This window comes from Loktanella sp. R86503, assembly GCF_042466455.1.
In the GTDB taxonomy this organism is placed as follows: Bacteria; Pseudomonadota; Alphaproteobacteria; order Rhodobacterales; family Rhodobacteraceae; genus Loktanella.
Genome location: NZ_JAXHCI010000002.1, coordinates 940879 through 964729 on the forward strand (window position 1 = coordinate 940879; position 23851 = coordinate 964729).

Consider the following 23851-nt stretch of genomic DNA (forward strand, 5'->3'; position numbering starts at 1 on the left):
GAAGGTTTTGTGACGCATGTCCCGCGTCAGGGGAAGGGAAGGATGCGCGGTTCCGCGCACCCAAATCTTGCAGAGGCAGCTTATGCCAGCGACAGGTTCACAGCGGATTCACGACCGTCACGGCCGGATTCGATGTCGAAAGTCACTTTCTGGTTGTCGGCCAGGCCGGTCAGGCCGGAACGCTCAACAGCGGAGATGTGGACGAAAACGTCCTTGGAGCCGCCATCGGGAGCGATGAAGCCGAAGCCTTTAGTTGCGTTGAACCATTTCACGGTGCCAGTAGCCATCGTGTTATTCCTTTTAGTCATGCCACCCACGAAATTGCGGTAGCCCGGCGTAGTCAGTGCAATGTCGAGCGCTGTAGCCTAGAAAGGAACACAGTGGGTCGAGATGGATAACGTCTGCAACACTTCGATACGTGATGCCAGCGTCAAATGCAAGGCCGACGTGTGCGGCCGATCAATAGGCGCGGGAATCTGCCGGCGGCGAAACAAGCGTCAGAGCAACTGAAAGTGCGACGCTGGCGCATACCATAATGACGTAGATTGCGCCCGTTTCCAGCAACGAGATTCCGGGTACGAACAAAGATGCCAGGGCCGAAAACAAACCGATGAGTCCGCTGAGTAAACCGATCGCCATGATGCATGCCTTTCAACTGATTTTCTAAAGGTACCACCGGAATGAGACCTGAATGTGGCAATGCCTAAAGAAAATTGTTCAATAAAGCGTGAATACGAAACGAAGTTTTGCAGTAGTGCGGCGCTGATGGTGCCGCACTACGGCCAGACAGGATGTTAGCGCACGAACTTCTTGTGCTTCATCCGCTTCGGTTCCAGAGCATCGGCACCAAGACGGCGTTTTTTGTCTTCTTCGTAGTCTTCGAAGTTGCCCTGGAACCATTCGACATGTGCGTCACCTTCGAATGCCAGGATATGCGTGCAGATCCGGTCAAGGAAGAAACGGTCGTGGCTGATGACGACGGCGCAACCTGCAAAGGATGACAGCGCATCCTCTAGGGCGCGCAGCGTTTCAACGTCCAGATCGTTTGTCGGTTCGTCAAGCAGCAGAACATTGCCGCCAGATTTTAACAGCTTGGCCATGTGCACGCGGTTGCGTTCACCGCCGGATAACAGACCCACCTTTTTCTGCTGGTCGCCGCCTTTGAAGTTGAAGGCCGAACAATAGGCGCGGCTGTTCATAGAGGCATCACCCAGTTCGATGATCTCTGCTCCGCCGGTGATTTCCTCCCAGACGGTTGCCTCCGGGGACAAGGCGTCGCGGGATTGATCCACATATGACAGCTTGACGGTGTCGCCGTATTCAACGGTGCCTTCGTCTGGCTGCGCCTGACCGGTCAGCATGGAAAAGAGCGTCGATTTACCTGCACCGTTCGGGCCGATGACGCCGACGATTCCGCCGGGCGGCAGGTCGAAGGACAGACCTTCGACAAGCAGTTTGTCGCCCATGGCCTTTTTCAGGTCGGTCACCTCGATCACCTTGGACCCAAGGCGGGGACCGTTCGGAATAATGATTTGAGCGCGGCCCATTTTTTCGCGTTCAGATTGGTTGGCCAAGTCGTTGTAGGCGCTGATTCGCGCCTTTGACTTGGCTTGACGGGCCTTGGCCCCCTGGCGCATCCATTCCAATTCACGTTCAAGCGTGCGCTGCTTGGACTTGTCTTCTTTCGCTTCCTTCTCAAGGCGTTTGGCCTTCGCTTCCAGCCAGCTGGAATAGTTGCCTTCGTGCGGAATGCCCGACCCGCGGTCAAGTTCAAGAATCCATCCGGTGATGGCATCAAGGAAATAGCGGTCGTGGGTGACGATCAGGATCGTGCCCTTGTAATCGATCAGGTGCTGCTGCAGCCAGGCAATGGTTTCTGCATCCAGGTGGTTGGTCGGTTCGTCGAGCAGCAGCATGTCAGGCGCCTCAAGCAGCAACTTGCACAAGGCGACGCGGCGCTTTTCACCGCCTGACAGGGTGCTGACATCGGCGTCATCCGGCGGGCAACGCAGGGCTTCCATGCTGACGTCGATCTGGGCATCAAGATCCCAAAGGTTCTGCGCGTCGATTTCGTCTTGTAGCTTAGCCATCTCGTCAGCGGTTTCGTCGCTGTAGTTCATTGCCAGTTCGTTGTAGCGATCAAGAACGCCTTTTTTGTCCGCCACGCCCAACATGACGTTTTCACGCACGCTCAGGTTCGGGTCGAGTTCGGGTTCCTGCGGCAGATAACCGACTTTGGCACCTTCGGCGGCCCAGGCTTCACCGGCGAAATCCTTGTCCTGGCCGGCCATGATGCGCATCAGCGTTGATTTGCCGGTACCGTTCACACCGACAACGCCGATTTTCACGCCTGGCAGAAAATTCAGCCGGATATTTTCAAAAACCTTCTTGCCGCCGGGATAGGTTTTGGAGACGCCGTCCATAAAATAGACGTATTGATAGCTGGCCATGAAGATGCTCCGCTCGGACTGAAATTTTGTCTTCTTTATCGGTCTGCCGGCCGAGGAGCAATCGGCGACTATCCGGTATCGCGCAGGCGGGCGTTGGCTTGGCGCTGGCGCAGCCAGTCAATGACGTCACCGGACGGCATGGCGCGCGCAAAGAAATTACCCTGGCCGACAGATCCACCGTAGGATCTGGTTTTGTCAGCCTGGTCGGCGGTTTCTATCCCGCAGGCAACACAATAGATGCCTTTTTCCTGTCCAAATTGTAGCAGCATGGATGTAATTTTTTCACATGCGGGCGTGCAATCCAGATGTCTGATCAGGGCCTTTTCAATTTTGATACCGGCGACTTTCAGCCGCTCTATATGCATTAGGCCCGCATACCCAGAGCCAAAGCCGTCAATCAGGACATTGAACCCCATATCCACAAGGCGGGTCGCCGATCGCATATTTGCATCGATCATGGCGGCGTTCCCAAAGATATCCCGTTCGTTAAATTCCAATACAATGTTACGGGTCTGGACGCCGACGCGGGCAAGTTCGGCGGGCAAACGATCAGCGTGTTCTTCGTCAGACAAAAGGTGCCGCGAACCATTGATGCCAACCTTGATGTCGTTGAAATCGTTCTGTTGCAGCCGCTTGCGCAGATCAGCGGCTGCACCGACTGCGGCGATATCGATGTGACGCAGTAGGTTCAGCTCTGCCGCGAGGGTTAAAAATTCAGAGGGGTGAAGCAAACCGCGCGTCGGGTGTTGCCAACGCACCAAGGCTTCGAACCCCCGGATCGCGCCGGTATGCAGATCCACGGTTGGTTGGAAGTAGAACGTCAGCTTGTTGCATTCGATGGCGTCACGCAGCTGCAGACTGAAACGGTCGCGGCGCTGCGCCTCTTCGTGGAGTGTCGAATCATAGACGGCAACGCTTCCACGACCGGCGCGCTTGACTTCGTACAAGGCGAAATCGGATTTCTGAAGAAGGCTGTCAGCGCTATTGTCGTCCTTTCCCGCAATGGCGGCGCCAATACTGATCGAAACGTCAATCTGTTTGCCATCGTAAATCAAGGGTGCCTTTACGGCCTGGCCAAGCGCCTGGCCGATCCGCAACAATTCTGAATCCAGGGATATGCCCGGGCAGACAGCCACGAATTCATCACCCCCAAGCCGCGCCAGCAAGTCGGTCTGTCGCAGGCTGCGACCAAGCGTTGCCGCCACATGCTGCAAGGCTGCGTCACCGGCGGCATGACCGTGACGGTCGTTGATGGCTTTAAAATGATCCAGATCGATCTGTAATACTCCAAGGCCGGCCCGCGTTTCCGGATCGCCGCCAATGGCCGAATTGATGAAGGCGTTATATTTGTTGCGGTTGGCAAGGCCCGTCAGGCTGTCGTGTTCCGCCATATAAGCCAGCGACTGGGTCGATTCGCGTAGGGCCCGCTCTTGCTCGACCTGTTCGGTCACATCGCGGCATACTAAAATGACAAGATCCTGCTGCCCTTCAATTTCGTGCATACTGGCACTGATCTGGTTCCAGAACAGGGTGCCATCGCTACGTCGGTTGCGAACGATATATAGCTTTCCCCAGATCGGATCGGCCCGGTCATACCGAAATGCGTCGATTTGCGCGGGGGACTGCTGCTCTTCGCTAGGTAGACAGAAGCTGAGGGGGTTTTGACCGATCACGCGACTGGCCGGCAGCCGGAATATGCGAAGATATGCTGGATTGGCCCATATAATCTTACCGTCCAGCGTCTGGACAACGATGCCATCGTTGGTACTGGCGCATGCGATGGCGTTGAAATCAGGCCGTGATGAACGTCGCAGTGCCTGTTGCAGCCGAGGATAAAGGGCGACAAGTGCCACAAGCGTACCGGCAATCAGGGCGGTCAGGGCGATCAATAACATGGCATGCTCGGACAAATCATTTGGGTCAGCGTAATGCTAAGGGTTTATCAAACAGCTAACGCGTATTTGGGTTTGCACCCGCAGGTCTGTTTCGGGTTTACAGTAGGCAATGACGAAGGGACCGGACATGCAAGGATGGCCGCAGGCGGGGCGGGGGCAGCGGGTCGGGTTGCTGGGTGGATCATTTGATCCGGCACATGAAGGGCATGCGCATATCACCCGTGTCGCCATGCGGCGGTTCGCCCTTGACCGGGTCTGGTGGCTGGTCAGCCCCGGAAACCCGTTAAAGGAAGTCGGCCCCGCGCCAATGGCAGACCGCCTGATGCGCGCAAAAGACCTGATGCAGCATCCGCGCGTGCAGGTTACAGACGTCGAAACACAATTGAAAACGCGCTATACCGCGCAGACGTTGCAGCGGCTGATGACGCGCTATCCCGGCGTGCATTTTGTCTGGCTGATGGGGGCAGATAATCTAAGTCAGTTTCACCGCTGGCAGGACTGGCGCTGGATTATGGATCATGTTCCGATCGGCGTGCTGGCGCGTCCCGGCGATCGGCTGGCGGCCGGGTTCAGCCCGGCGGCGCGGATCTATCGCGGCGCACGGGTGCCGTCACGGGCCTCTGCTGCGGTGGGGCTGACAGCGCCGCCAGCGTGGTGTTTCATCAATTTGCCGCTTAGCAAACAGTCGTCCACGGCGCTACGCAATGCGGGAACATGGCGCAAGCGTGATACGGCTGCGATTGATCCAGCTTCGCTGGCATGATTACGGTACCGGAATGAGCCAGGATAATTTGACCCGCCTAAGCCGTCGCAGCCTTTTGGCTGGTGGCACCGCTTTTTTCGCCAGCGCTGCACTGGCAGGGCCGCAGCAGACCCTGCGCCCCGTTGCGCGGGGCGGGGCCAGTTCCGAAAGCGCGGCGGTGCCGGCAAATGCCAGACCCGTCGCGCGACAGGGCGCGGTCGATCTGATTGCTGCGGCGGGGCTGGCGGGACAAGTCGGCTTTGTCATTTCCGATGTCGCGACCGGCGAGGTGCTGGAGGTCGTCGATGGCAGTCTGGCCCGCCCACCCGCAAGCGTGACCAAGGCGCTGACTGCCGTTTACGCGATGGAAATACTTGGCGGTGATTATCAGTTCCAGACCCAGGTTCTGGGAACGGGGCCTATTGTGGACGGTGTGCTGGATGGCGATCTGGTGCTGGCTGGCGGCGGCGATCCGAACCTCGTGACGGACGAGCTGGCGCAGTTGGTGACGCAACTGGCCGACGCAGGGTTGAAACAGGTCAACGGGCGTTTTCTGGTTTGGGGCAACGCCCTGCCGGGCGAGAAGGAGATTGAGCCGGGGCAGTTGGATCAATTGGGTTATAATCCGTCGCTGGGCGGGCTGAACCTGAATTTTAACCGCGTCTTCTTTGAATGGGCGCAAAGCGGTGCTGATTATACGGTCAGCATGGATGCCCGGAGCGAGACTTTGCGGCCCGTGGTCAAGATGGCCCGGATGCAAATTGTTGACCGCAAGCTGCCTGTCTATGCTTACGCCGAAGGTGCCGGCACCGATGACTGGACCGTGGCCAAGGGTGCATTGGGGAAGTCGGGATCGCGCTGGTTGCCGGTGCGGTTTCCTGCGCTTTATGCCGGTGATGTTTTTCGCACGCTGGCGCAGGATGCCGGGATCACACTGCCTGTGGCGGCGCTGGTCAATGACTTGCCCGCAGGCACACAGCTGGCGCGGTTTGAAAGCGTGCCACTCACGCAGATGGCCCGGGATATGCTGCTGTATTCCACCAACCTTACGGCGGAAGTCATCGGCATGATGGCGACGGCCAAACAAGCCGGTGTGCCGCAAGATATGCGAAGCTCTGCCGCGACGATGGCGCAGTGGCTGACGGAACGGACGGGAATGGTGCTGCAGCTGTCGGATCATTCGGGGCTAAGCGATCAGAACCGGGTGTCCGGGTTGGATATGGTCAAACTTTTGAATGCGGCACAGGTGCAGGCCGAACTGCGGCCATTGCTGAAGACAATTGCGATGGTTGATGAAAACCGGCGCGCGATCAAAGATTTTCCCGCACGCGTTCGCGCGAAAACGGGGACGTTGAATTTTGTCAGCACTCTGGCGGGTTATCTGGATACGGACACGGGCCGCAGCCTGAGCTTTGCGATTTTCGCATATGATCCGGCGGCGCGGGAAGAGTCGTTATCCTCGCAAGATGAGCAGCCGCGCGGGGCGTCGGGTTTTAACAGCAAGGCCAAAAAGCTGCAGCAGGATCTGTTGCAGCGCTGGGCTATGCTGGGGCGGATCACCGGATAGAAAAAAGGGCGCAGCATCGTGCTGCGCCCTGTATTTTGCATCCTACGACCGAAGAGTCAGACCCGGACAGACGACCCGCGCGGGCCTGCCACAAGCCATGCCAGAAAGCCGATGATCGGCAAGACCAGGATGCCAAGGGTCCAAAGAACCTTGGACAGGGTCGTCGTGCCGGATGTCAGCACCTGGTAAATAGCGTAGAGATCCGCAATCAGGACAATGAGTCCGAAAAGGCCGTATTCCATGGGATGTCCCTTTGAGGCAGTCATCAGTTGTCAGGACAACCGGATGCGGGCCGCAAAAGTTCCCAAATGGTTAAAGTGTCATATGGCGCGCACGCGATCCGCGTTCGATGGCGGCGGCGTGCAAACGGTCAAGTTCCAGTTCGTCGCGAATTTCCTCCAGCATGCGCCCTTCGGTCGTGCCGATTTTGCCGTCGGCGGCGGCCACGTCACACGACAGCGCATAGGCGGTTTCAAACAGACGCTCTGGCAGGGTGTCGCGGATCAATCCAAAAAGCGCCTCTAGTCCGTCGTCCTGGTCCAGAAGGTCCATGACCATACTGGTGACCCGGGGCAGGCGATCGGCGTCGTAATCGGAAAAGACTGGCAGGTTGTTGATCGTCGAATTGATTTTTATCAATTCGGAGGTGCGCATATTGCCGTCAGAGGCAGAGACCGTAATCATCAGGGCTGCGAGCGCGTCCTGCGGCGTCATTGAGTCGGTGACCATATGCCTCGTCCTTTTTTGTCAGGTTACATCCCATTTATTGACGGGCCTGCGCTGTCGCAATAGGGATGCGCAAGATCCGGCCAATGGGGGCCGTATACCATGAAGTGAGTGAAAACATGAGCACATTGCGTGACGCAGCGATGACATCGAAGGCCTGGCCATTCGAAGAGGCGCGCCGCGTGCTCAAACGTTACGAAAAACAGCCCCCAAAGAACGGTTATGTGTTGTTCGAAACCGGTTATGGCCCGTCCGGCCTGCCGCATATCGGCACTTTTGGCGAAGTTGGGCGGACGACGATGATCCGCCGTGCTTTCGAGATTATCAGCGATATTCCGACCAAGCTTTTGTGCTTTTCCGACGACATGGACGGGATGCGCAAGATCCCCGGCAATGTGCCTGATCCGGCAACGCTAGAGCCGTTCATGCAGCGGCCCCTGACGGCGGTGCCTGATCCGTTCGGCACGCATGCCAGCTTTGGCGCGCATATGAATGCGCGGTTGCAGAGCTTCCTTGATACCTTTGGGTTTGAATACGAATTCGCCAGCGCGACCGAATACTACCAAAGCGGCAAAATGGACGCGATCCTGTTGCGCGCGGCAGAGCGCTATGACGACATCATGGCGATCATGTTGAAATCGTTGCGCGAAGAACGGCGCGCGACCTATTCGTGCTTCTTGCCGATCAGCCCAACGACGGGGCGGGTGCTGTATGTGCCGATGAAGAACGTCACGAAGGATGGTATGATCACTTTCGATGACGAGGACGGGACAGAGCATACGGTCAGCGTCACAGGCGGTAATTGCAAACTGCAGTGGAAGCCTGATTTCGGTGCACGCTGGGCCGCGCTCGGCGTTGATTTCGAAATGTATGGCAAGGATCACGCGACCAATACCGCAATCTACGACGGCATTTGCCGCGTGCTGGGCGGGCGCGCGCCAGAGCACTTTACCTATGAATTGTTTCTGGATGCTGAAGGCCACAAGATTTCCAAGACCAGTGGCAATGGCCTGACGATTGATGAATGGCTGACCTATGCGGCGACGGAATCGCTGTCGTATTTCATGTATCTGAAGCCGAAAACCGCAAAGCGGATGCATTTCGACGTCATCCCGAAGGCCGTGGATGAATATCACCAGCAGCTGCGCGCCTATGAAACACAAGACGACGCCGCGCGGTTGAACAACCCGGTGTTCCATATCCATGGCCATAACGTGCCCGCGTCGGATATGGTCGTGCCCTTTGCGATGCTGCTGAACCTTGCCTCTGTATCAAGCGCGGAAAGCAAGGACAAACTGTGGGGCTTCATCCAGCGCTATGCGCCGGATGCCTCGCCCGAGGCAAATCCGCAGATGGATCAGGCAGCAGGCTTTGCGGTGCGCTACTACAACGACTTTGTGAAGCCGACCAAGGTGTTCCGCGCCGCAACTGATGTAGAGCGCGCCGCGCTGGAAGATCTGGTTGCACGGCTGAAGGCATGGGATGGCGGGCTGGATGCAGAGGCGCTGCAGTCCGAAGTTTTTGCTGTCGGCAAGGCGCATGGTTTCGAGCCGCTGCGCGACTGGTTTACTGCGCTTTACGAGGTGTTGCTGGGCGCAAGTCAGGGGCCGCGTTTCGGTGGCTTTATCGCGCTTTACGGTGTGGACGAAACGATTGCACTGATCGAATCCGCTTTGCGCGGCGAATTGCAGCAGGGCTGAGGGCGGAACTTTTTGCCTCTTCATCGCGTGACTGTTCATAATGGACAGCATATGATGGAGGGCAGCCATGCGTTTGATACTGATTTTGGCTTTGATCTGGGGGATGCCTGTGTCGGCGCAGGACATGCCACAGGCTGCGCAGGTGCAATCCGTGCCACTGCAGGATGTCATCGGGCAGCAGCTTGATGCCTTTAACGCCCGCGATGTTGATCTGGCGTGGTCCTATGCCAGTCCGATGATCCAGGGCATGTTCGGCAATCCCGGCAACTTTGGCACCATGGTCCGCGAAGGCTATCCGATGGTCTGGGATAACTCTGCCGTTAAATTCCTGACACAGCGCGAGGTGAGCGGTCGCATTTATCAACAGGTCATGGTGCAGGACACTAACGGTGCGCTGCATATGTTGGAATATGCTATGATCCAGACCGCACAAGGCTGGAAGATTGACGGCGTGACCTTGCTGCCGCCGCCCGACGTCGGTGTGTGATGGATGTTGCGCGCCGCGCCGGACCTGCGTGACGGTGCTATCAGCGGCGGTTCATCCCTAGACCATATCCCGTTTCGCAGTGCCCGGCGTGTGCCGGACAGCGATGAACGGGGTGGTGCCGCAGGGCAGGGCGTTTGGCCGGCACATCATCCCACCGGCAAAGGGGTGAATGATGAACAAGGCAATTACGGACGGAATCGTGTTTCAACCACTGCCATTCGCGGCAGGGCTTGGGGTATGGTCCAGCGGCGATGGCACGCCGGGCAGCGATACCTATGCAACCAGCGGTACTGGTGTTTTTGTAGCGTCAGATCAGGACTTTGGCGGCTGCCTGGAGGTGCAAAAGACCAGCACCGTGCAAAAGGTCCGCTATATGGGCGAAACGCCTATCCTGCCGGGCTGCTATCTGCGGATTACCGCGCGTGTGAAAGCGGTGGCCGGACCGCTGCCAAACGTGCGCATTGCCGGCTATGCGGCGCGCAATGGCGGTGGGGCAGCCTCTGTTCCTACGGCGGTCGGGCCGCAATCCACGCTGACAACCTATGGCGCGGTGGTGGAGGTCAGTGCGATTGTGGGGATCGGGGAACGGACAGGTGTCGATCTGGTCTGGCCTAATGCAAATTACGGGCATTTCGGTCTGGATCTGACGGGCCCAAGCGGCGGGCTGGTGCGGATCGATGATATCACGATCGAAGATTACACAATCGCTTTTATGCCCGATATGCTGGGAAGCGTCGACGTGCGCGATTACGGCGCGATTGGCAATAACGTGGCGGACGATTCAGCCGCATTCGAGGCGGCCGATACAGCCGCGCAAGGTCGGCAGATTGTTGTTCCGGATGGCGTCTATAAAATGGGGCAGGACGTTTCCATTCAAAGCCGTATTCGCTTTGTTGGCCGGGTGACACAAGCAGCAGACAAGCGGTTTATTCTGCAAAAGGATTTTAACTATCAAACCTATGTCGACGCGTTCGAAGACGAAGAGCTTGCGTTCAAGAAAGCCTATCAGGCGCTGATAAACTTTGCCGATCACGAGTCGCTGGATTTGAATGGCCGGCGCGTTACCCTGCGCGGCCCTGTCGATATGCAGGCCTGCGATCCATCGCGTACCAGCTTTGCAACGCGGCGTGTAATCCGCAATGGGCAGTTTCAGCCGGCTGCCGGGTCTGCCTGGAATACGCAGAACGTTACATCTGCAGCGACATACAGCCCGAGCAATCCCAATACGCTAACCAATGTCACTAATGTCGCCAATATCGCTGTGGGATCTTTGGTGCTTGGCAGCGGTGTCGGACGAGAGGTTTATGTAACTTCTAAAAACGTGGGCGCGCGGACGGTGCAAATCAGCAGCGGGCTTTACGATGCGGCGGGCACGCAGACGTTTACGTTCCGCAGGTTCCAGTATTTGCTGGATTTTTCCGGCTATGCCAGTCTGTCGCAGTTCGTTATCGATGACGTCGAATTTCAGTGTGACGGTCAGGCCAGCGCCATTATGCTGGCCCCGCAGGGCCTAACATTTCATGTGCGGGACTGTTTTTTCACCAAGCCGTTAGACCGCGGTATTACCAGTCCTGGCAATGGCTGTCAGGGCATGATGATCGACCGATGCCAGTTCATTTCGAACGAGCAATCGGCGCGCGTGCAGGATCGCACTACGATCAGTTTCAATGCCAATGCAAATGATGTGAAAGTCCGCGATAACCGTGCGGCATTGTTCAAGCATTTCGGCGTTATCCAAGGCGGCGGGAGCACAATTACCGGAAACCACTGGTTTCACGGTGATTCGGAAAACAACGGTGTGCGGCGTGGCGGTCTGGTCTTTACCCAGCCCAATTGCCGGGCAGCTGTGACAGGAAATTACATCGACAACAACTTTATCGAATGGACCAATGAATCGCAGTCAGAGCCTGCTTTTACCAGCGGGTATTCCTTTGGTGGCCTGACCGTGACTGGCAACCATTTCGTCTGCATCAGCGTCAACGCCGGGTTCAGCTATATCGTGATCAAGCCTTATGGCCCGAACCATTTTCTGCACGGTCTATCGGTCGTCGGAAACGTGTTTCGCACCTTTAATGGCAATATCAACCGGATCGAGGCAGTCGATACGACGTTTGCCAACTTGGATTTCGGCCGGACACGGCAGATCACATTCGATGCAAACACCTATCACGGTGTGAACGAGCCGGTGTTCAATCCGGCTTATCTCAGCCACTCTCAGGGGACGGTATCGAACCAATGGGTTGCATCGACCGCGCCGTCACTGCCCTTTTTGGGCCGGGCGCGGTATATCGAGGCGATTGCGGCCGATGGTCCGTTGCAGAACGCTGCAGGGCAGGTGGTGAACCAGATACCCTATGCGGACAACAACTATGGCGCAGATCAACGGTCTGTACGGTTCGTGTTCGATCAGGCGTTGCGCGGTACGATCCGCTATACCGTGCGCATGGACAATCCGACCTAAGCCAAAGCTGCTAAAATGTAAGCCAGGTTTCCAGTTTCAAGGCGCTGCCACCGTCACCCGACAGCGCCTTGACGGCCCCCAGGTTGATTTTGATCCGGTCGGAATAGGCGTAGATGATGGTCGGGCTAAGCTTGACGTATTCGTCGTCATAATAGCCGATCCCAGTTTGCAATTGCGCGGTCGTCGCCCAGCGATCCGACCAGATATGGCCGTAGGTGAAATCGGCCTTGGGCCGCCAGACCGTGTCCAACATGCCAACTGTCGCGCTTAGGTCCGCGGCAATCCAGCCATGATCCACCCCACGGCCAAGCGATATACCAAGACGCATCAGCGCCTCTGTCGTCGTGTCTGGGTTCAGGCGATATCCATAGCCCAGCGACACCATCGCGCGGTTCGCGCCAGTGATCGACCCGACAGGAACGGCGGCAAATCCAAAGGCCGATGCAATGCGGCCCTTATCAGCGGTATAGACGTCGAGGCCGAGTGTGACTCTTTGCGTCAGGCCATATTCCGCATAGACGGTGGGGTCATAGTGGACCGGCAGTTCAGCCCCGTCTGACAGCAGAAAATTGCCGCCAGCCGCAATGAATAGCGTGCCTTCGTCCCGCGCCCAGGCACCCGCATCCGCTGCGATGGGACACAGCGACAAAAGCGCAGGCAGCATTTTCTTCAGCATGGGATTCTCCGCAGCGTTTAAAAAACCTTGCGTTCACATGTCTTAATATCGCGTTAATCCAAACGCCCTGATTTTTGGATTTTCAGGCGAATTGCATAAAGCGGATAGGCACCCAGCTCTCTGGCCAATTGACGCAGGATCGTGCGCTTGCGGCCCCCCTTAATAGAAGGCGTGCTAACCCGCGGGTGCAGGCCAAAGTGCCGCGCCACGAGGGCGGCACGGGGGGCGTGGGTCATGTCGGTCACAATCAGCACGTGCCTGGCCTCTACCTGTCGTAGCAGCGGAAGCGCCATTGCGATGTTTTCATAGGTCGTGGTTGAACGATCCTCTTGCACGATCGCATCTTTTGGCACACCCAGTTCGATCAGCAGGGCTGCCATCGCTGCCGCTTCGGTCGGGGCATGCAGCCCCAGCCCGCCACAGACCACGATCATAGGGGCAGCGCCGCTGTGCCACAGTCGCGCCCCATGCGCGACACGCCGGCGCAGCGTCGGCGAGGGGCCAGTCGGCCAGACCGCCGCGCCAAGGATGATAATTGCGTCCATGTCGCCGGTCTAGGACAGCCCGGGGCCGACGAAAACCCCCGGCCACCGACAGGTAAGAAAGTTGACATGTCGCAGACGGGTTGTTGTAAACTATTTACAGATCCAACGTGTCCGACCTTTCGCCACCTTGGCATTTGGCGGAAAATCAAGCCCTATACGTATCAGGAGGCGGCAACCGGGAGGGTTGCCGTGCGGCGGGCATGCCTGCCGCAGGCTATGACGCAGTGGAGGAGGCCCAACGTGACCGACAAGATGTACGCACCAAGTGCGCAGATGGCCGAGCGGGCCCACGCGGATAAGGATACCTACGAGGCGATGTACGAAGCCTCGATCCACGATCCCGACGCGTTCTGGGGTGAACATGGCAAGCGTCTTGACTGGATCAAGCCCTATACCAAGGTCAAGAATACCAGCTTTGCCCCCGGCAACATCGACATCCGCTGGTTCGAGGACGGCACCCTGAACGTCGCTGCCAACTGCATTGATCGCCACCTGAAAGATCGCCCTAACCAGACCGCGATCATCTGGGAACCCGACAGCCCGACGGATGCCTCTGAACACATTACCTATGCGCAGCTGCATGAGCATGTTTCGAAATTTGCCAACGTGCTAAAGGAATTGGGCGTCGGCAAAGGTGACCGTGTCGTGATCTATCTGCCGATGATCCCGCAGGCCGCCTATGCCATGCTGGCCTGTGCGCGGATCGGGGCCATCCACTCGGTCGTCTTTGCAGGCTTTTCGCCTGATGCGCTGGCCGCCCGCGTCAACGGGTCAGAAGCCAAGGTCGTCATCACCGCGGACGAGGCACCACGCGGCGGCCGCAATACCCCGCTCAAGGTGAACGCCGACAAAGCTTTTGAAAAGATCACGACCGACACATCCATGCTGGTCGTCCAGCGTACGGGGGGCGAAATCACCATGAAAGGCGGCCGCGACCACTGGCTGCACGAGCTGGAAGCAAAGGTCAGCCCCGACTGCCCGCCGACGGAAATGAACGCCGAAGATCCATTGTTCATCCTCTACACGTCTGGTTCGACCGGGCAGCCAAAGGGCGTTGTGCATACAACGGGCGGCTATCTGGTCTACGCCTCCATGACGCACCAATATACCTTCGATTATCATGATGGCGACGTGTTCTGGTGTACAGCCGATGTCGGCTGGGTCACGGGCCACAGCTATATCATCTATGGTCCACTGGCGAACGGGGCGACCACGCTGATGTTCGAAGGTGTGCCAACCTATCCCGATGCGGGGCGGTTCTGGCAGGTCTGCGAAGAACATAAGGTCAACCAGTTCTACACCGCCCCGACCGCCATCCGCGCGCTGATGGGAAATGGGAACGAATTCGTTGAAAAATACGACCTCTCCGCGCTCAGAGTGCTGGGCACCGTGGGGGAACCGATCAATCCAGAGGCGTGGAACTGGTACCATGACGTCGTCGGTAAGGGAAAAGTGCCGATCGTTGACACCTGGTGGCAGACCGAAACCGGCGGCCACCTGCTGACACCGCTGCCCGGGGCGACATCGACCAAGCCCGGATCTGCGACACATCCGTTTTTCGGCATCAAACCCGTTGTGCTAGAGCCGGAAACCGGGAGCGAGATCAAAGAGATTGAGGCAGAAGGCGTGCTTTGTATTGCGGACAGCTGGCCCAGCCAGATGCGCACCATCTGGGGCGATCACGACCGGTTCGAAATGACTTATTTCAGCCAGTACAAGAACATGTTCTTTTCCGGTGACGGCTGCCGGCGCGACAAGGACGGCTATTACTGGATTACCGGCCGCGTTGACGACGTCATCAATGTCTCCGGGCACCGCATGGGCACGGCAGAGGTGGAAAGCGCCCTTGTTGCTCACCCTGCCGTGTCGGAATCCGCCGTGGTCGGCTACCCACACGATATCAAGGGGCAGGGCATTTATGCCTATGTATCCCTGATGGCAGGGCAAGAGCCGACAGATGCGCTGCGCAAAGAACTCTCTGATTTCGTCCGTGCGGAGATCGGCCCGATCGCAAAACCCGACCTGATCCAGTTCGCGCCGGGTCTGCCGAAAACCCGCTCCGGCAAAATCATGCGCCGCATCCTGCGCAAGATCGCCGAAAACGACTTTGGCGCGCTGGGCGACACGTCAACCTTGGCCGAACCCGAAGTCGTGGATGACCTGATCGCAAACCGGATGAACCGCTAACTAAAACCCGGACGCGGCTGCCTTGGGCCTGCCGCGTCCCCTTCTTCTGGTTAAAAATATCCTGGGGGTTTGGGGGCAAAGCCCCCATGACTTCAAACGCCCCCCGGCGGTTTGCTCACCATCACCCGCCTAAATCACTGCTGCCGTAGCGCAGGATCACAGGCACGATCAGGTCTTCCTCATCGCTCAGGTGCCGGTTCAACAGCCGCTCCATGTCGGTCAGCGCCGCGCTGAAGGTGGCCGCACTGTCCTGCAGGGCCGCGCGATCATCCAGCCGCGTCAGCACCCCGTTCGCGCTTCGCGCGAATGCAGCCAGATGCCCGTCCAGCGCGTGATGGTCCGCATCCAGTATGTCAAACCCGCGCGCAACGCGGCTGTCCTTGGCCTGCAGCTTTGGGAAATAATGCGTGTCCTCAATCGTGTGATGCTCGTGCAGGCCGTTTACAAACATACCGCCATAACGAGAGACCTGCCTGGCAAAGGCCTGCGGGTCGATATTGCGGTCCAGCAAACCTTCGGTCCCGGTCTGCATTTCGGCAAGCAGGCGTCGAAACATCAAGTGGCGGTCGAGCCAGAACCGGATTAACCCGTCAAAACCGGGGTCCTGCGTCCAGCCTTGGCGCGGATAGGCATCAAGCAGGACACGCAGGGCGTCCGGCAAACCGGTGCGGTGTTCAAGGGGCAGATCGTCCATCGTTGCGGGGTCCTTTGCACTGGCGTTGCCTTGCAATAGATGGCCCCCGCGCCGGCTCGTGTCCACGGCAGCATCCAGCTTGCCGCGCACAGCATCTGTGCAATACGCGCCCCGCCGCGCAGGACGGGGCCGTCTGATGGTCAGTAATCGCGTTCAAAGAAGATACCGACGCTGGTATCGCCATCCGCACCGGCGGTACCCTTGGCGGTAATTTCGTCAGTAATATCAAGGTTCAGGTTAATCTCTGTCGATCCATCGCTGCCGATGGTCACATCGGTATAGATGTTGTCCGACAGGTATTTGCCTGCCCGAACAGCAGCATTGCCGTCTTCGTCGGTGGTCACGTCAAAGTCGTCGAGCCCGATGCCGGACCGGAAGCCGTCAATCAGCCCGCCGCCCCCGCGCCCTGCCAGCTCGGCCACCGCGGCAGCAAGCTGCACCGCCTGCAAAGGCGAGATTTCAGAGATGTCGCGCCCAAAGATCAACTGCGCCAACACTTCATCCTGCGGCAGACTTGGGGTCGATTCAAACGTGACCTCTGGATCATCCGCCGGACCTTCGACGATGATGTTGATCACCGTGCCGGTTTCTGCCTGCGTCGTCGCGACAAGGCGGATGTAGGGGATGAAATCACCCTGCAGACTGGCCGAGCCTTCGGTCAGATCAAAGCGTTGTTGCAGAATGCTGATGCGGCCGCGCTGCAAATCAAACTGGCCGACCGGCACGATATTCGCCGTCGTCCCGCCCAGGGTCAGGGTGCCGCCCAGTTCGGCGTCCACCCCGCGACCGCGGATAAAGATCTGGTTCGGCGCATTGACCCGCACATCCAGCGGATAGGCGACACCGCCGGTGCTTTCATCCGCCGCACCGTCAGAGCCATTGACGGCGACGTCGGCCCGGTCCAGCGTCAGGCGCACTGCTGCGCTGGGGTTCAGGTGGGTCACGTCCGGCAATTCACCCAAGGCACTGGTGCCAGAGGACGGCACCTGGATGTTCGTCTCGTCCAGGTTCAGCACGCCGGCGATCCGGGCACCGCCGGTCAGGGCACCGTCGATGGTGATCTGCCCATCTATCGACGTCTCGTACAGTTCCGGGTCTACCAGTTCGACCGCGTTCAGATTCAACGTCAGATCGGCGTTATAGGGGGCCGACAGCGATACAGGACCGCTTAGGTCGATGTTGCCGCCGGACTGGACATTGCCTGTCAAACTGACCTGCGCCGTTGCGCCGTTCAGCGTGATGGTGGTGTTGATGTCCTCGAGCGCCTGTCCCAGTGACGGGGCCGACAGACGCGCACCTGCCGTGTTGATCTGGCCTGACACCGACGACAGGGCAGGGGGGCCATTGGCGGACAGATCAAAGGTGGTCACCCCTTCGATATTGCGCGGCGCAATAAACGGGTTCGCCAGCGCCAATGGTGCGCTGCCATTCACGTCGATATCCAAATTGCCGTTGCCTGCCACGGATCCGCTGGCCGTGGCGGCAATGCCCCCCGGGCCGGTGGCGTCGATATCCAGCGTGTAGCCGCCAGCCGCCGTGCGGCCGATCTGGCCTTGGGCCGTGACTGGACCGGACAGCGCGTCGGTGAACAGGCCGACGTCCGCCAGCCGGGCATTCACCGTGCCATTGGCCGCGCCGCCGCCGGCCGCAGTCAGATTGCCGCTGGCGGTCAGTTGCGGGAATTGCACATCAAAGCTGCGCAATGTGATGTCGCTGCCTGATTTTGCGGCGTCCAGCGTGATCCGGCCCTGGCCGCGCAACAGCTGGTCGACCTGTGCATTGCCGATCGCCAGATTGCCCGTCGTCGCATTCAATTGCGCATCAAGCTGGCTCAGGTCTGGCAGCAAGGTGCCATCCGCCGTCAGGTTCACGCTGCCCGACACCGGCTGCCCCGCCAGTGCAGCAAAACGGGCAAGGTTCGCAACAGAGGCGTCAAGATTGCCGGTGATGCGGTAATCGTCCTCTTGTGGGGCGATTTGCGCGTCCAGCGTCACATCCGCGCCAGACCCGTTGGCCGTCAGGTTCACCTGCGCCGTGCCTGCTGCATTGCGGTCCGCCGTCAGATCAATCGCCAGCGGCCCGTTCAACCCGCCAGCCAGCGCGCCTGCATCGTTCAGCTGTGCGGTGATGTCTGCGGCAAGCGGTCCCGTCAGCCCGCCATTGGCGCTGCCCTGCACGGTCAGCTGCGGTGTTTCGATATCTAGGTTCGTCAGCGCAAAGGCATCCGCGCCGGTGCGTGCGACACCCCCGCTGATAGTGCCGGGGCCAGCCAATAAGGCATCAACTTGTGCAATATCCACCTCCAGACTGCGGGTGGTGCCATCCAGCGCCACGTCAAACAGGCTCAGGTCCGGCAGCAGGCTGCCGTCGATGGCGATATCGAAACCGCCGCCCAAGCTGCGCCCGGCAAGGTTGGAGTAGGGTGCCAGTTCGGCAACGGCGGCGTCAATCTTGCCGGTCAGGCGATAGTCATCGACAGGGGCGGCAATCTGGACGTCGGCGTTTATACGGGTGCCGGGGCCATTGGCGGTCAGCACGGCATCCGTGATGCCGGTATCATCGCGGTCGGCGTTCAGCGCCACAGTCAATGGTCCGGTCAGGCCGGGAGCAATCAGGCCCATATTGGAAATACGTGCATTGGCAACGGCCGTCAGCGGGCCGGTCACGCCGCCGTCGGCGTTGGCCGTCAGGGACAGTTGCGGTGTGCGAACGTCCAGATCTTTGATGATATAGCGGTCATCGCCGATATAGCCGACTTCGCCAGCAATCGTACCAGCGCCGGTCAGCAAGGGGTCGATCTGCGGCGTGCCGGTTTGCAGGCCTTGGGTCGTGCCGTTGATTTCAGCGGTGTAGCGGGTCATATCCGACAGCATCACGGCGTTGACGGTGACATCCACCGCACCCGCCAGATCGCGTCCCGCGATCTGCGCGAACTGCGACAGATCGCCTGCCTGCGCGTTCAGCGTGGCATTAATCGTCTGCCCTTCATCCGAAGGATCGACGGTGCCTGTCGCATCGAATGTCGTGTCCGGACCGGTGCCGTTGACGGCAAACGTCACATTGCCCGCGTCGGTGCGGTCGGCGGTGCCTGTAATGCGGGCGGGGCCGGACAAGCCGTCGGCAATCAATCCCACATTCTGGACAGAGACGTCAAAATCCCCGGTGCTGACACCGCTGCTAATATCGGCATTGCCGGTCACCGTCGCTTCTGGCGTCCGGATCAGCAGATCGTTGATGCGGGTGCCTTCTGTGTCGCGCACGGCCTGCACCGATACGGTGCCGGTCCCCGCCAGCACGGGATCAAGCTGTGCCACATCGACAGCCAAATCCTGGGTTGTCGCGTTCAGCAGGACGTCGAACAACCCGTCCAGCGGCGTGATGTCGGCGGTGATCGTCGCCTGTGCGCCGCCACCCAGATCGCGGCCCGCAAGGGTCGAAAAACGCTCCAGCGCTTCGGCGTTCAGGATGATATTGGCCTGCGTACGAAAGCCGTCAGCGCCGCCTTGAACGACGGCATCCGCGTTCACCTCGATCCCCGGACCGGTCAGTGTCAGGGCGGTGATATTCGTTGGCTGGTCTTCGTCGCGGTTCAGTGCAATCCGGCCCGTCAGGCTGTCACCAAAGGCTTGCGCTGCGCCTGCGTCGTCCAGTTGCACGCCGCTGGCTTCATAGGTCAGATCCGCGGTCAGGGCACCTTGCGCATCGCCATTGCCGTTCACGATGATGCCACCGCCGTTCAGGGCAATGGTGTCGATCCCCAGGCCGGGGCGGTCAAACCCCGAAATATCGAACAGGGCCGTCCAGTCGTTGCTGACGCTTTGGTCATAGTTCAGCGCCAGATCGACGCTGTCGACATAGGTTTTCGGGCCGCTGATCGGCAAAAGCACTGGCGCGCCAGAGGCGTCGGCAACCGTGCCTGTCAGCGCAATCGTTTCGGGCCAGCCGGACGATCCGATTGTGGCCTGTCCTGTCAGTGTCAGGCTTTGCGCGGTCAAATCCAGCTTGGACAGCGAAAAGATGCCCCCGTCGCTGAGCGATCCCGCTGCGATCAGCGATACGTCTGGACCAAAGAAACCCTGATAGTCCGCCGCCAACAGCGGTGTCAGGTCGCCGCCGATATTCAAGGCAAAGCCGGTCTGGCCTTCGGTAGCGTTCAGCGCAAAATCACCGGTAATCCGGTCCTGTCCATCAGTGGCCAGCGCCATATCGGCGGCGAATTCGCTGATGGGGGCCTCGCCTGTGATTTCCAGTTTCAAAGAGGGGCGGTCCGGCAGGTTGATCAGCCGCGCCACGATGCCGTCTTCGCCTTCTTCCACATTCAGGTTCAGGCCAAGCACCTTGCTTTCGTTGTCATAGCTGCCATTCAGCGCGAAAACCCCCGTTTTACCGTCAAGGCGGGTCGCGGTTACGTCAGCCGCACCTTCGCCGCCCGCAAGGCTGGCCGAACCGGTCAGCGACAGGGCCAAAGCCTCGCCCAGGAACGTCTCGCCCAGTTCAATGCGTGCGATATCCAGCGTGTCCAAGCTGATGCCCACGGGCAAATCGGGAAGCGAAAAGGGTGTCGCCTCGGGCGAGGGGACATCGACTGCATTGGACACGGGCGCGCGGTCAAGCCTGACCAGTTCGGCCGTCAGTTCTTGCACATCGATCCGGCCGCGCAGCAAGGCGCTTCGGTTCCAGTCCAGCACGACGCCTTCAAGCTCGAGCCAGACGCCTTCGGTATCGGCGACCGTAATTTTGTCCACGGTGGCGCGCGACGACAGCGCCCCTTCAAACCCTTGAATATCGACGATGCGATCATCGCCGGACAGATTGTCCTGTATCAGGCGCGTGAGATAACCTTCGCCGTCGTCATCCTGTGCCACCGCGGCAAAGGGTAGGGTCAGCAGGGTCAGCAAAAGAAGGAAATGTTTCAAAACGCTTGTCCGATACCAATGTAAACTTCGACTGATTTAAACTGATCGTCGCCGCTGGCGGGCGTGCCCACGTCCAGACGGATCGGGCCGATGCCGGTGTCATAGCGCACGCCAAGGCCAACGCCCGATTCGTCGGCACCGTCGGTCAGCGGCGTTGCGCTGGCCCCCACATAGCCGTAGTCATAAAACCCCACGGCGCTGATGGCGTCGGTGATGCCGATCCGCGCCTCTAGCTGGGCACCGGCAAAGGATGTGCCGCCCGTCGTGACGGTTTCGCCGTCGATGGTCTGGTCAAGGCCAAGGGATTTATACCCCTCGCCGCGCACTGTGCCGCTGCCGCCGGAATAGAACAGATAGTCGGCGGGCGCGTCGGTTTCGTCCGCGCCGATCAAGGTGCCGACCTGCGCGCGTGCCGCGATGGTAAAGCGGTCATCGGCACCAAAGCTGTAATAGCCACGCCCGTCCAGATAGCCCCGCGCGCCGCTGGACCCGCCCGCAACGGACAGGAACGGCGTGCCGGTGGCCTTGATGTAGTATCCGTTCTTGGCGTTGGTTTCGCTGTCACGCTTGTCATAGGTCACAGACAGCGGTGCGGTCAGCAGGGTATAGTTGCGGGTGCCAAGGTCTGTGACCTCTTTGGCAGTCAGCAGGCCAAAGCCGCCTTCGATTTCCAGATCTTTCGTGATCAGGCGGCTGACCAGCACTTCGGTGCTGGCGCGGTCGATCAGGTAATCGGGCTCATCCTCGCGGCTGATTTCCGCCGTCGCTGTCAGGTCGGTGTCGGGGCCATAGATGGCAGGAATTTTCAAGGCGGTGGACAGACTGTAGTCGATGCCGCCCGTACCGCCGCCGATGCCGGCGACCTCTGCGTCAAAGCGCAGGTTCTCTGCGCCGCCAAAGAAGTTGCGGTGCATCCAATAAGCGGATGTGCGGATGCCTTCGACCGTGGAATATTCCAGACCGACACCGATGCGGCGCGGCTTGCTTTCAGCAATTGTTGCGGTGATCGGCAGGGTGTCATTTGGGCCGATGTCGTCAGCTTCGGTCAGGGCGACGCTGTCAAAGGCCCCGGTTTCGCGCAGGCGCCGGGCGGATTCCGTCAGCTCCTCGGGGTCATAGACCTCGCCGGTCGGCAGGCCTGCAATGCGCGTGATGGCGCTGGTGCGCACGTCTTCGTTGCCGGTGACGTTCAGCGCACCAAAGGTCAGCCGGGGACCCGGCGCGATGGTGACGCTTGCGTCCAGCTTGTTGTCATCATGTCGCGCGATGATTTGCTGGCCTGCGGCCTCTACCTTGGCATAGCCTTGGTCGCGCCATGCTGTGCGCGCGGTGCTGCTGGCTTCGCGGATAATATCCGCCTTTGCATCCTCGCCGGTGGCAAAGCCTTCGGGCAGTTCGGTGCCGGGGGCCAATGGCGCGACCGAGGCTGTCCCAAATGTGTAAAGCGGTCCGGGATTGACGGCGATGTCAATGGTATCAATGCGGTCAGGGGCTGCAAGCGGCGCAAGGTTCGCAGCTTCGGTTCCGTTCACCTGGATCGAAATGGTCCCGCTGTAATATCCAGCAGCATAAAGCGCCGTCAGCAGACGACGATAATCGGCGCGGGCGGCCGCGATATAGTCTTGCGGCTGGGGGTCTTCATCATCCCCCACGCTGCGCGACAATGACGCCTCTTTCAGTAGGGTCAGCAGGGTGTCATCGGCACCGGGGGCATCAATCGTGACCTCTTGCGCAGTCACTGTCGCAGCGGTGCTAAGAAATAGGACAGCAGTCCAACTGATCTGTTTCAACGTCACACTGCATCCCCTGTCGCCTTTGGACGCTGTTGTAGCGTGCCTTGAAACAAACGCAAACAAACCTGTGGATAAAACACCGATCTGGCGCAGGTTTGGGCGGCTTTGTTAACGTGGCGGCAACAGATTTGCGTCAGGCCGGGGGGGCGGGCAATAAGCCGCCTAGGCGAATGGATCATCCGGATAAGTCACGCCAGCCAGATAAAGACCTTGCGGCGGACAGACCGGACCGCAGGCCGCGCGGTCGCGTGCCTCCAGCGCGGTTTTCACCTGTTCGGGCGGCCAGTGTCCGCTGCCAACACGTTCCAGCGTGCCGACAAAGCTGCGGACCTGATTGTGCAGGAACGACCGGGCGCGGACGTGGATGTGGAACAACTGCCCGGCATGGGTGGGCATCTGTTCGATGCGCAGTTCATCCAGCGTGCGCACAGGGCTGTCGGCCTGGCACATGGCAGCCCGAAAGGTGGTGAAATCGTGCCGCCCCAGCAAATGATCCGCCCCGGCCTGCATCGCGGCGGCATCCAGTGGCATCCTGACCTGCCACATGCGGCCCGCATCCAGCGCCAGTGGCGCACGGCGGGCGGCAAGCCGAAACAGATAGCGCCGCTCGGTCGCGGAAAAGCGGGCATGCCAGTCGTCATCGACCCTTGCGCATGCGGTGATCGCCACCGGTGCGGGCTTCAGATGATAATTCAGGGCCTCTGACAGGCGAAAGGGCTCCCAGTCGCGGGTCAGGTCGCAATGGGCGACCTGTCCCGTCGCATGAACACCGGAATCCGTGCGCCCGGCGGCGGCGATGGTATGGGCACCGGGTTCGAGTTTGGCCAGCGCAGCCTCTGTCGCGCCCTGCACCGAAGGCTGGTCAGCCTGTCGCTGCCATCCGGCAAAAGGCGAGCCGTCATATTCAATTTTCAGTGCAAAACGGGGCATGGCGCGGGCTTAGGCCGGGCTTTGCGCAAAATCAATCCCTACCCAAGCGCCGCTTTGGGGCCTATCTGTCGCATGGACCAAA

Annotated in this window: 18 protein-coding genes; 6 read left to right on the forward strand and 12 right to left on the reverse strand. The window is 59.5% G+C overall.

Going from position 1 to position 23851, the window contains the following annotated elements; all coding sequences use genetic code 11:
- Positions 1-80: 80 nt before the first annotated feature.
- From SJY10_RS05570 to SJY10_RS05585, 4 genes are all read right to left on the reverse strand, one after another.
- Positions 81-287, reverse strand: coding sequence for a cold-shock protein (locus SJY10_RS05570; protein ID WP_072856590.1), 207 nt, complete (start codon positions 285-287; stop codon positions 81-83).
- Positions 288-459: 172 nt separating this feature from the next.
- The gene (locus tag SJY10_RS05575; RefSeq protein WP_386680331.1) at positions 460-639 is read right to left on the reverse strand and encodes a hypothetical protein; all 180 of its coding nucleotides are present in this window, start codon (positions 637-639) and stop codon (positions 460-462) included.
- Positions 640-794: 155 nt separating this feature from the next.
- Positions 795-2450: an energy-dependent translational throttle protein EttA gene (gene ettA, locus SJY10_RS05580; RefSeq protein WP_386680333.1), complete on the reverse strand. Its 1656-nt coding sequence runs from the start codon at positions 2448-2450 to the stop codon at positions 795-797.
- Positions 2451-2518: 68 nt separating this feature from the next.
- A complete protein-coding gene (locus SJY10_RS05585; RefSeq protein WP_386680335.1) occupies positions 2519-4345 on the reverse strand; it encodes a putative bifunctional diguanylate cyclase/phosphodiesterase in 1827 nt (608 codons plus the stop codon).
- 127 nt (positions 4346-4472) lie between these two features.
- On the opposite strand from SJY10_RS05585, the gene SJY10_RS05590 reads away from it, so the two are divergent.
- Entirely contained in the window at positions 4473-5108 is a 636-nt protein-coding gene (locus SJY10_RS05590; RefSeq protein WP_386680337.1) for a nicotinate-nucleotide adenylyltransferase, read from the forward strand.
- 13 nt (positions 5109-5121) lie between these two features.
- Complete coding sequence (dacB, locus tag SJY10_RS05595) at positions 5122-6654, forward strand: D-alanyl-D-alanine carboxypeptidase/D-alanyl-D-alanine-endopeptidase (RefSeq protein ID WP_386680339.1); 1533 nt, start codon at positions 5122-5124, stop codon at positions 6652-6654.
- A gap of 56 nt (positions 6655-6710) precedes the next feature.
- On the opposite strand, the gene SJY10_RS05600 is transcribed toward dacB, so the two are convergent.
- Both SJY10_RS05600 and SJY10_RS05605 read right to left on the reverse strand, forming a co-directional pair.
- Complete coding sequence (locus tag SJY10_RS05600) at positions 6711-6896, reverse strand: PLD nuclease N-terminal domain-containing protein (protein ID WP_386680341.1); 186 nt, start codon at positions 6894-6896, stop codon at positions 6711-6713.
- Positions 6897-6966: 70 nt separating this feature from the next.
- Positions 6967-7383: a tellurite resistance TerB family protein gene (locus tag SJY10_RS05605; RefSeq protein WP_386680343.1), complete on the reverse strand. Its 417-nt coding sequence runs from the start codon at positions 7381-7383 to the stop codon at positions 6967-6969.
- Positions 7384-7499: 116 nt separating this feature from the next.
- Between SJY10_RS05605 and SJY10_RS05610 the strand changes: the two genes are divergently transcribed.
- The 3 genes from SJY10_RS05610 (at position 7500) to SJY10_RS05620 (ending at position 12028) form a co-directional block, all read left to right on the forward strand.
- The gene (locus tag SJY10_RS05610; RefSeq protein WP_386680345.1) at positions 7500-9080 is read left to right on the forward strand and encodes a lysine--tRNA ligase; all 1581 of its coding nucleotides are present in this window, start codon (positions 7500-7502) and stop codon (positions 9078-9080) included.
- Positions 9081-9147: 67 nt separating this feature from the next.
- Positions 9148-9567: a DUF4864 domain-containing protein gene (locus SJY10_RS05615; RefSeq protein ID WP_386680347.1), complete on the forward strand. Its 420-nt coding sequence runs from the start codon at positions 9148-9150 to the stop codon at positions 9565-9567.
- A 172-nt stretch (positions 9568-9739) separates the two neighbouring features.
- Complete coding sequence (locus tag SJY10_RS05620; RefSeq protein WP_386684523.1) at positions 9740-12028, forward strand: right-handed parallel beta-helix repeat-containing protein; 2289 nt, start codon at positions 9740-9742, stop codon at positions 12026-12028.
- Between the two features lie 10 nt (positions 12029-12038).
- On the opposite strand, the gene SJY10_RS05625 is transcribed toward SJY10_RS05620, so the two are convergent.
- Together SJY10_RS05625 and SJY10_RS05630 are read right to left on the reverse strand one after the other, a co-directional pair.
- Positions 12039-12704: a hypothetical protein gene (locus tag SJY10_RS05625; protein WP_386680349.1), complete on the reverse strand. Its 666-nt coding sequence runs from the start codon at positions 12702-12704 to the stop codon at positions 12039-12041.
- Between the two features lie 53 nt (positions 12705-12757).
- Positions 12758-13249 (reverse strand): YdcF family protein, encoded by a 492-nt coding sequence (locus SJY10_RS05630; protein ID WP_386680351.1) that lies wholly within the window; start codon positions 13247-13249, stop codon positions 12758-12760.
- A gap of 273 nt (positions 13250-13522) precedes the next feature.
- Here SJY10_RS05630 and acs point away from each other — a divergent pair, with 273 nt between their 5' ends.
- Positions 13523-15436 (forward strand): acetate--CoA ligase, encoded by a 1914-nt coding sequence (acs, locus tag SJY10_RS05635; protein ID WP_386684525.1) that lies wholly within the window; start codon positions 13523-13525, stop codon positions 15434-15436.
- A 121-nt stretch (positions 15437-15557) separates the two neighbouring features.
- On the opposite strand, the gene SJY10_RS05640 is transcribed toward acs, so the two are convergent.
- The 4 genes from SJY10_RS05640 to truA form a co-directional block, all read right to left on the reverse strand.
- A complete protein-coding gene (locus SJY10_RS05640) occupies positions 15558-16130 on the reverse strand; it encodes a hemerythrin domain-containing protein (protein ID WP_386680353.1) in 573 nt (190 codons plus the stop codon).
- Between the two features lie 140 nt (positions 16131-16270).
- Positions 16271-21046, reverse strand: coding sequence for a translocation/assembly module TamB domain-containing protein (locus SJY10_RS05645; RefSeq protein WP_386680355.1), 4776 nt, complete (start codon positions 21044-21046; stop codon positions 16271-16273).
- Positions 21043-22842, reverse strand: a complete 1800-nt coding sequence (locus SJY10_RS05650; protein WP_386680358.1) for an autotransporter assembly complex family protein — start codon at positions 22840-22842, stop codon at positions 21043-21045. The genes SJY10_RS05645 and SJY10_RS05650 overlap by 4 nt, the downstream gene beginning before the upstream one ends.
- A 159-nt stretch (positions 22843-23001) precedes the next feature.
- Positions 23002-23769: a tRNA pseudouridine(38-40) synthase TruA gene (gene truA / locus SJY10_RS05655; RefSeq protein ID WP_386680360.1), complete on the reverse strand. Its 768-nt coding sequence runs from the start codon at positions 23767-23769 to the stop codon at positions 23002-23004.
- Between the last annotated feature and the right edge of the window lie 82 nt (positions 23770-23851).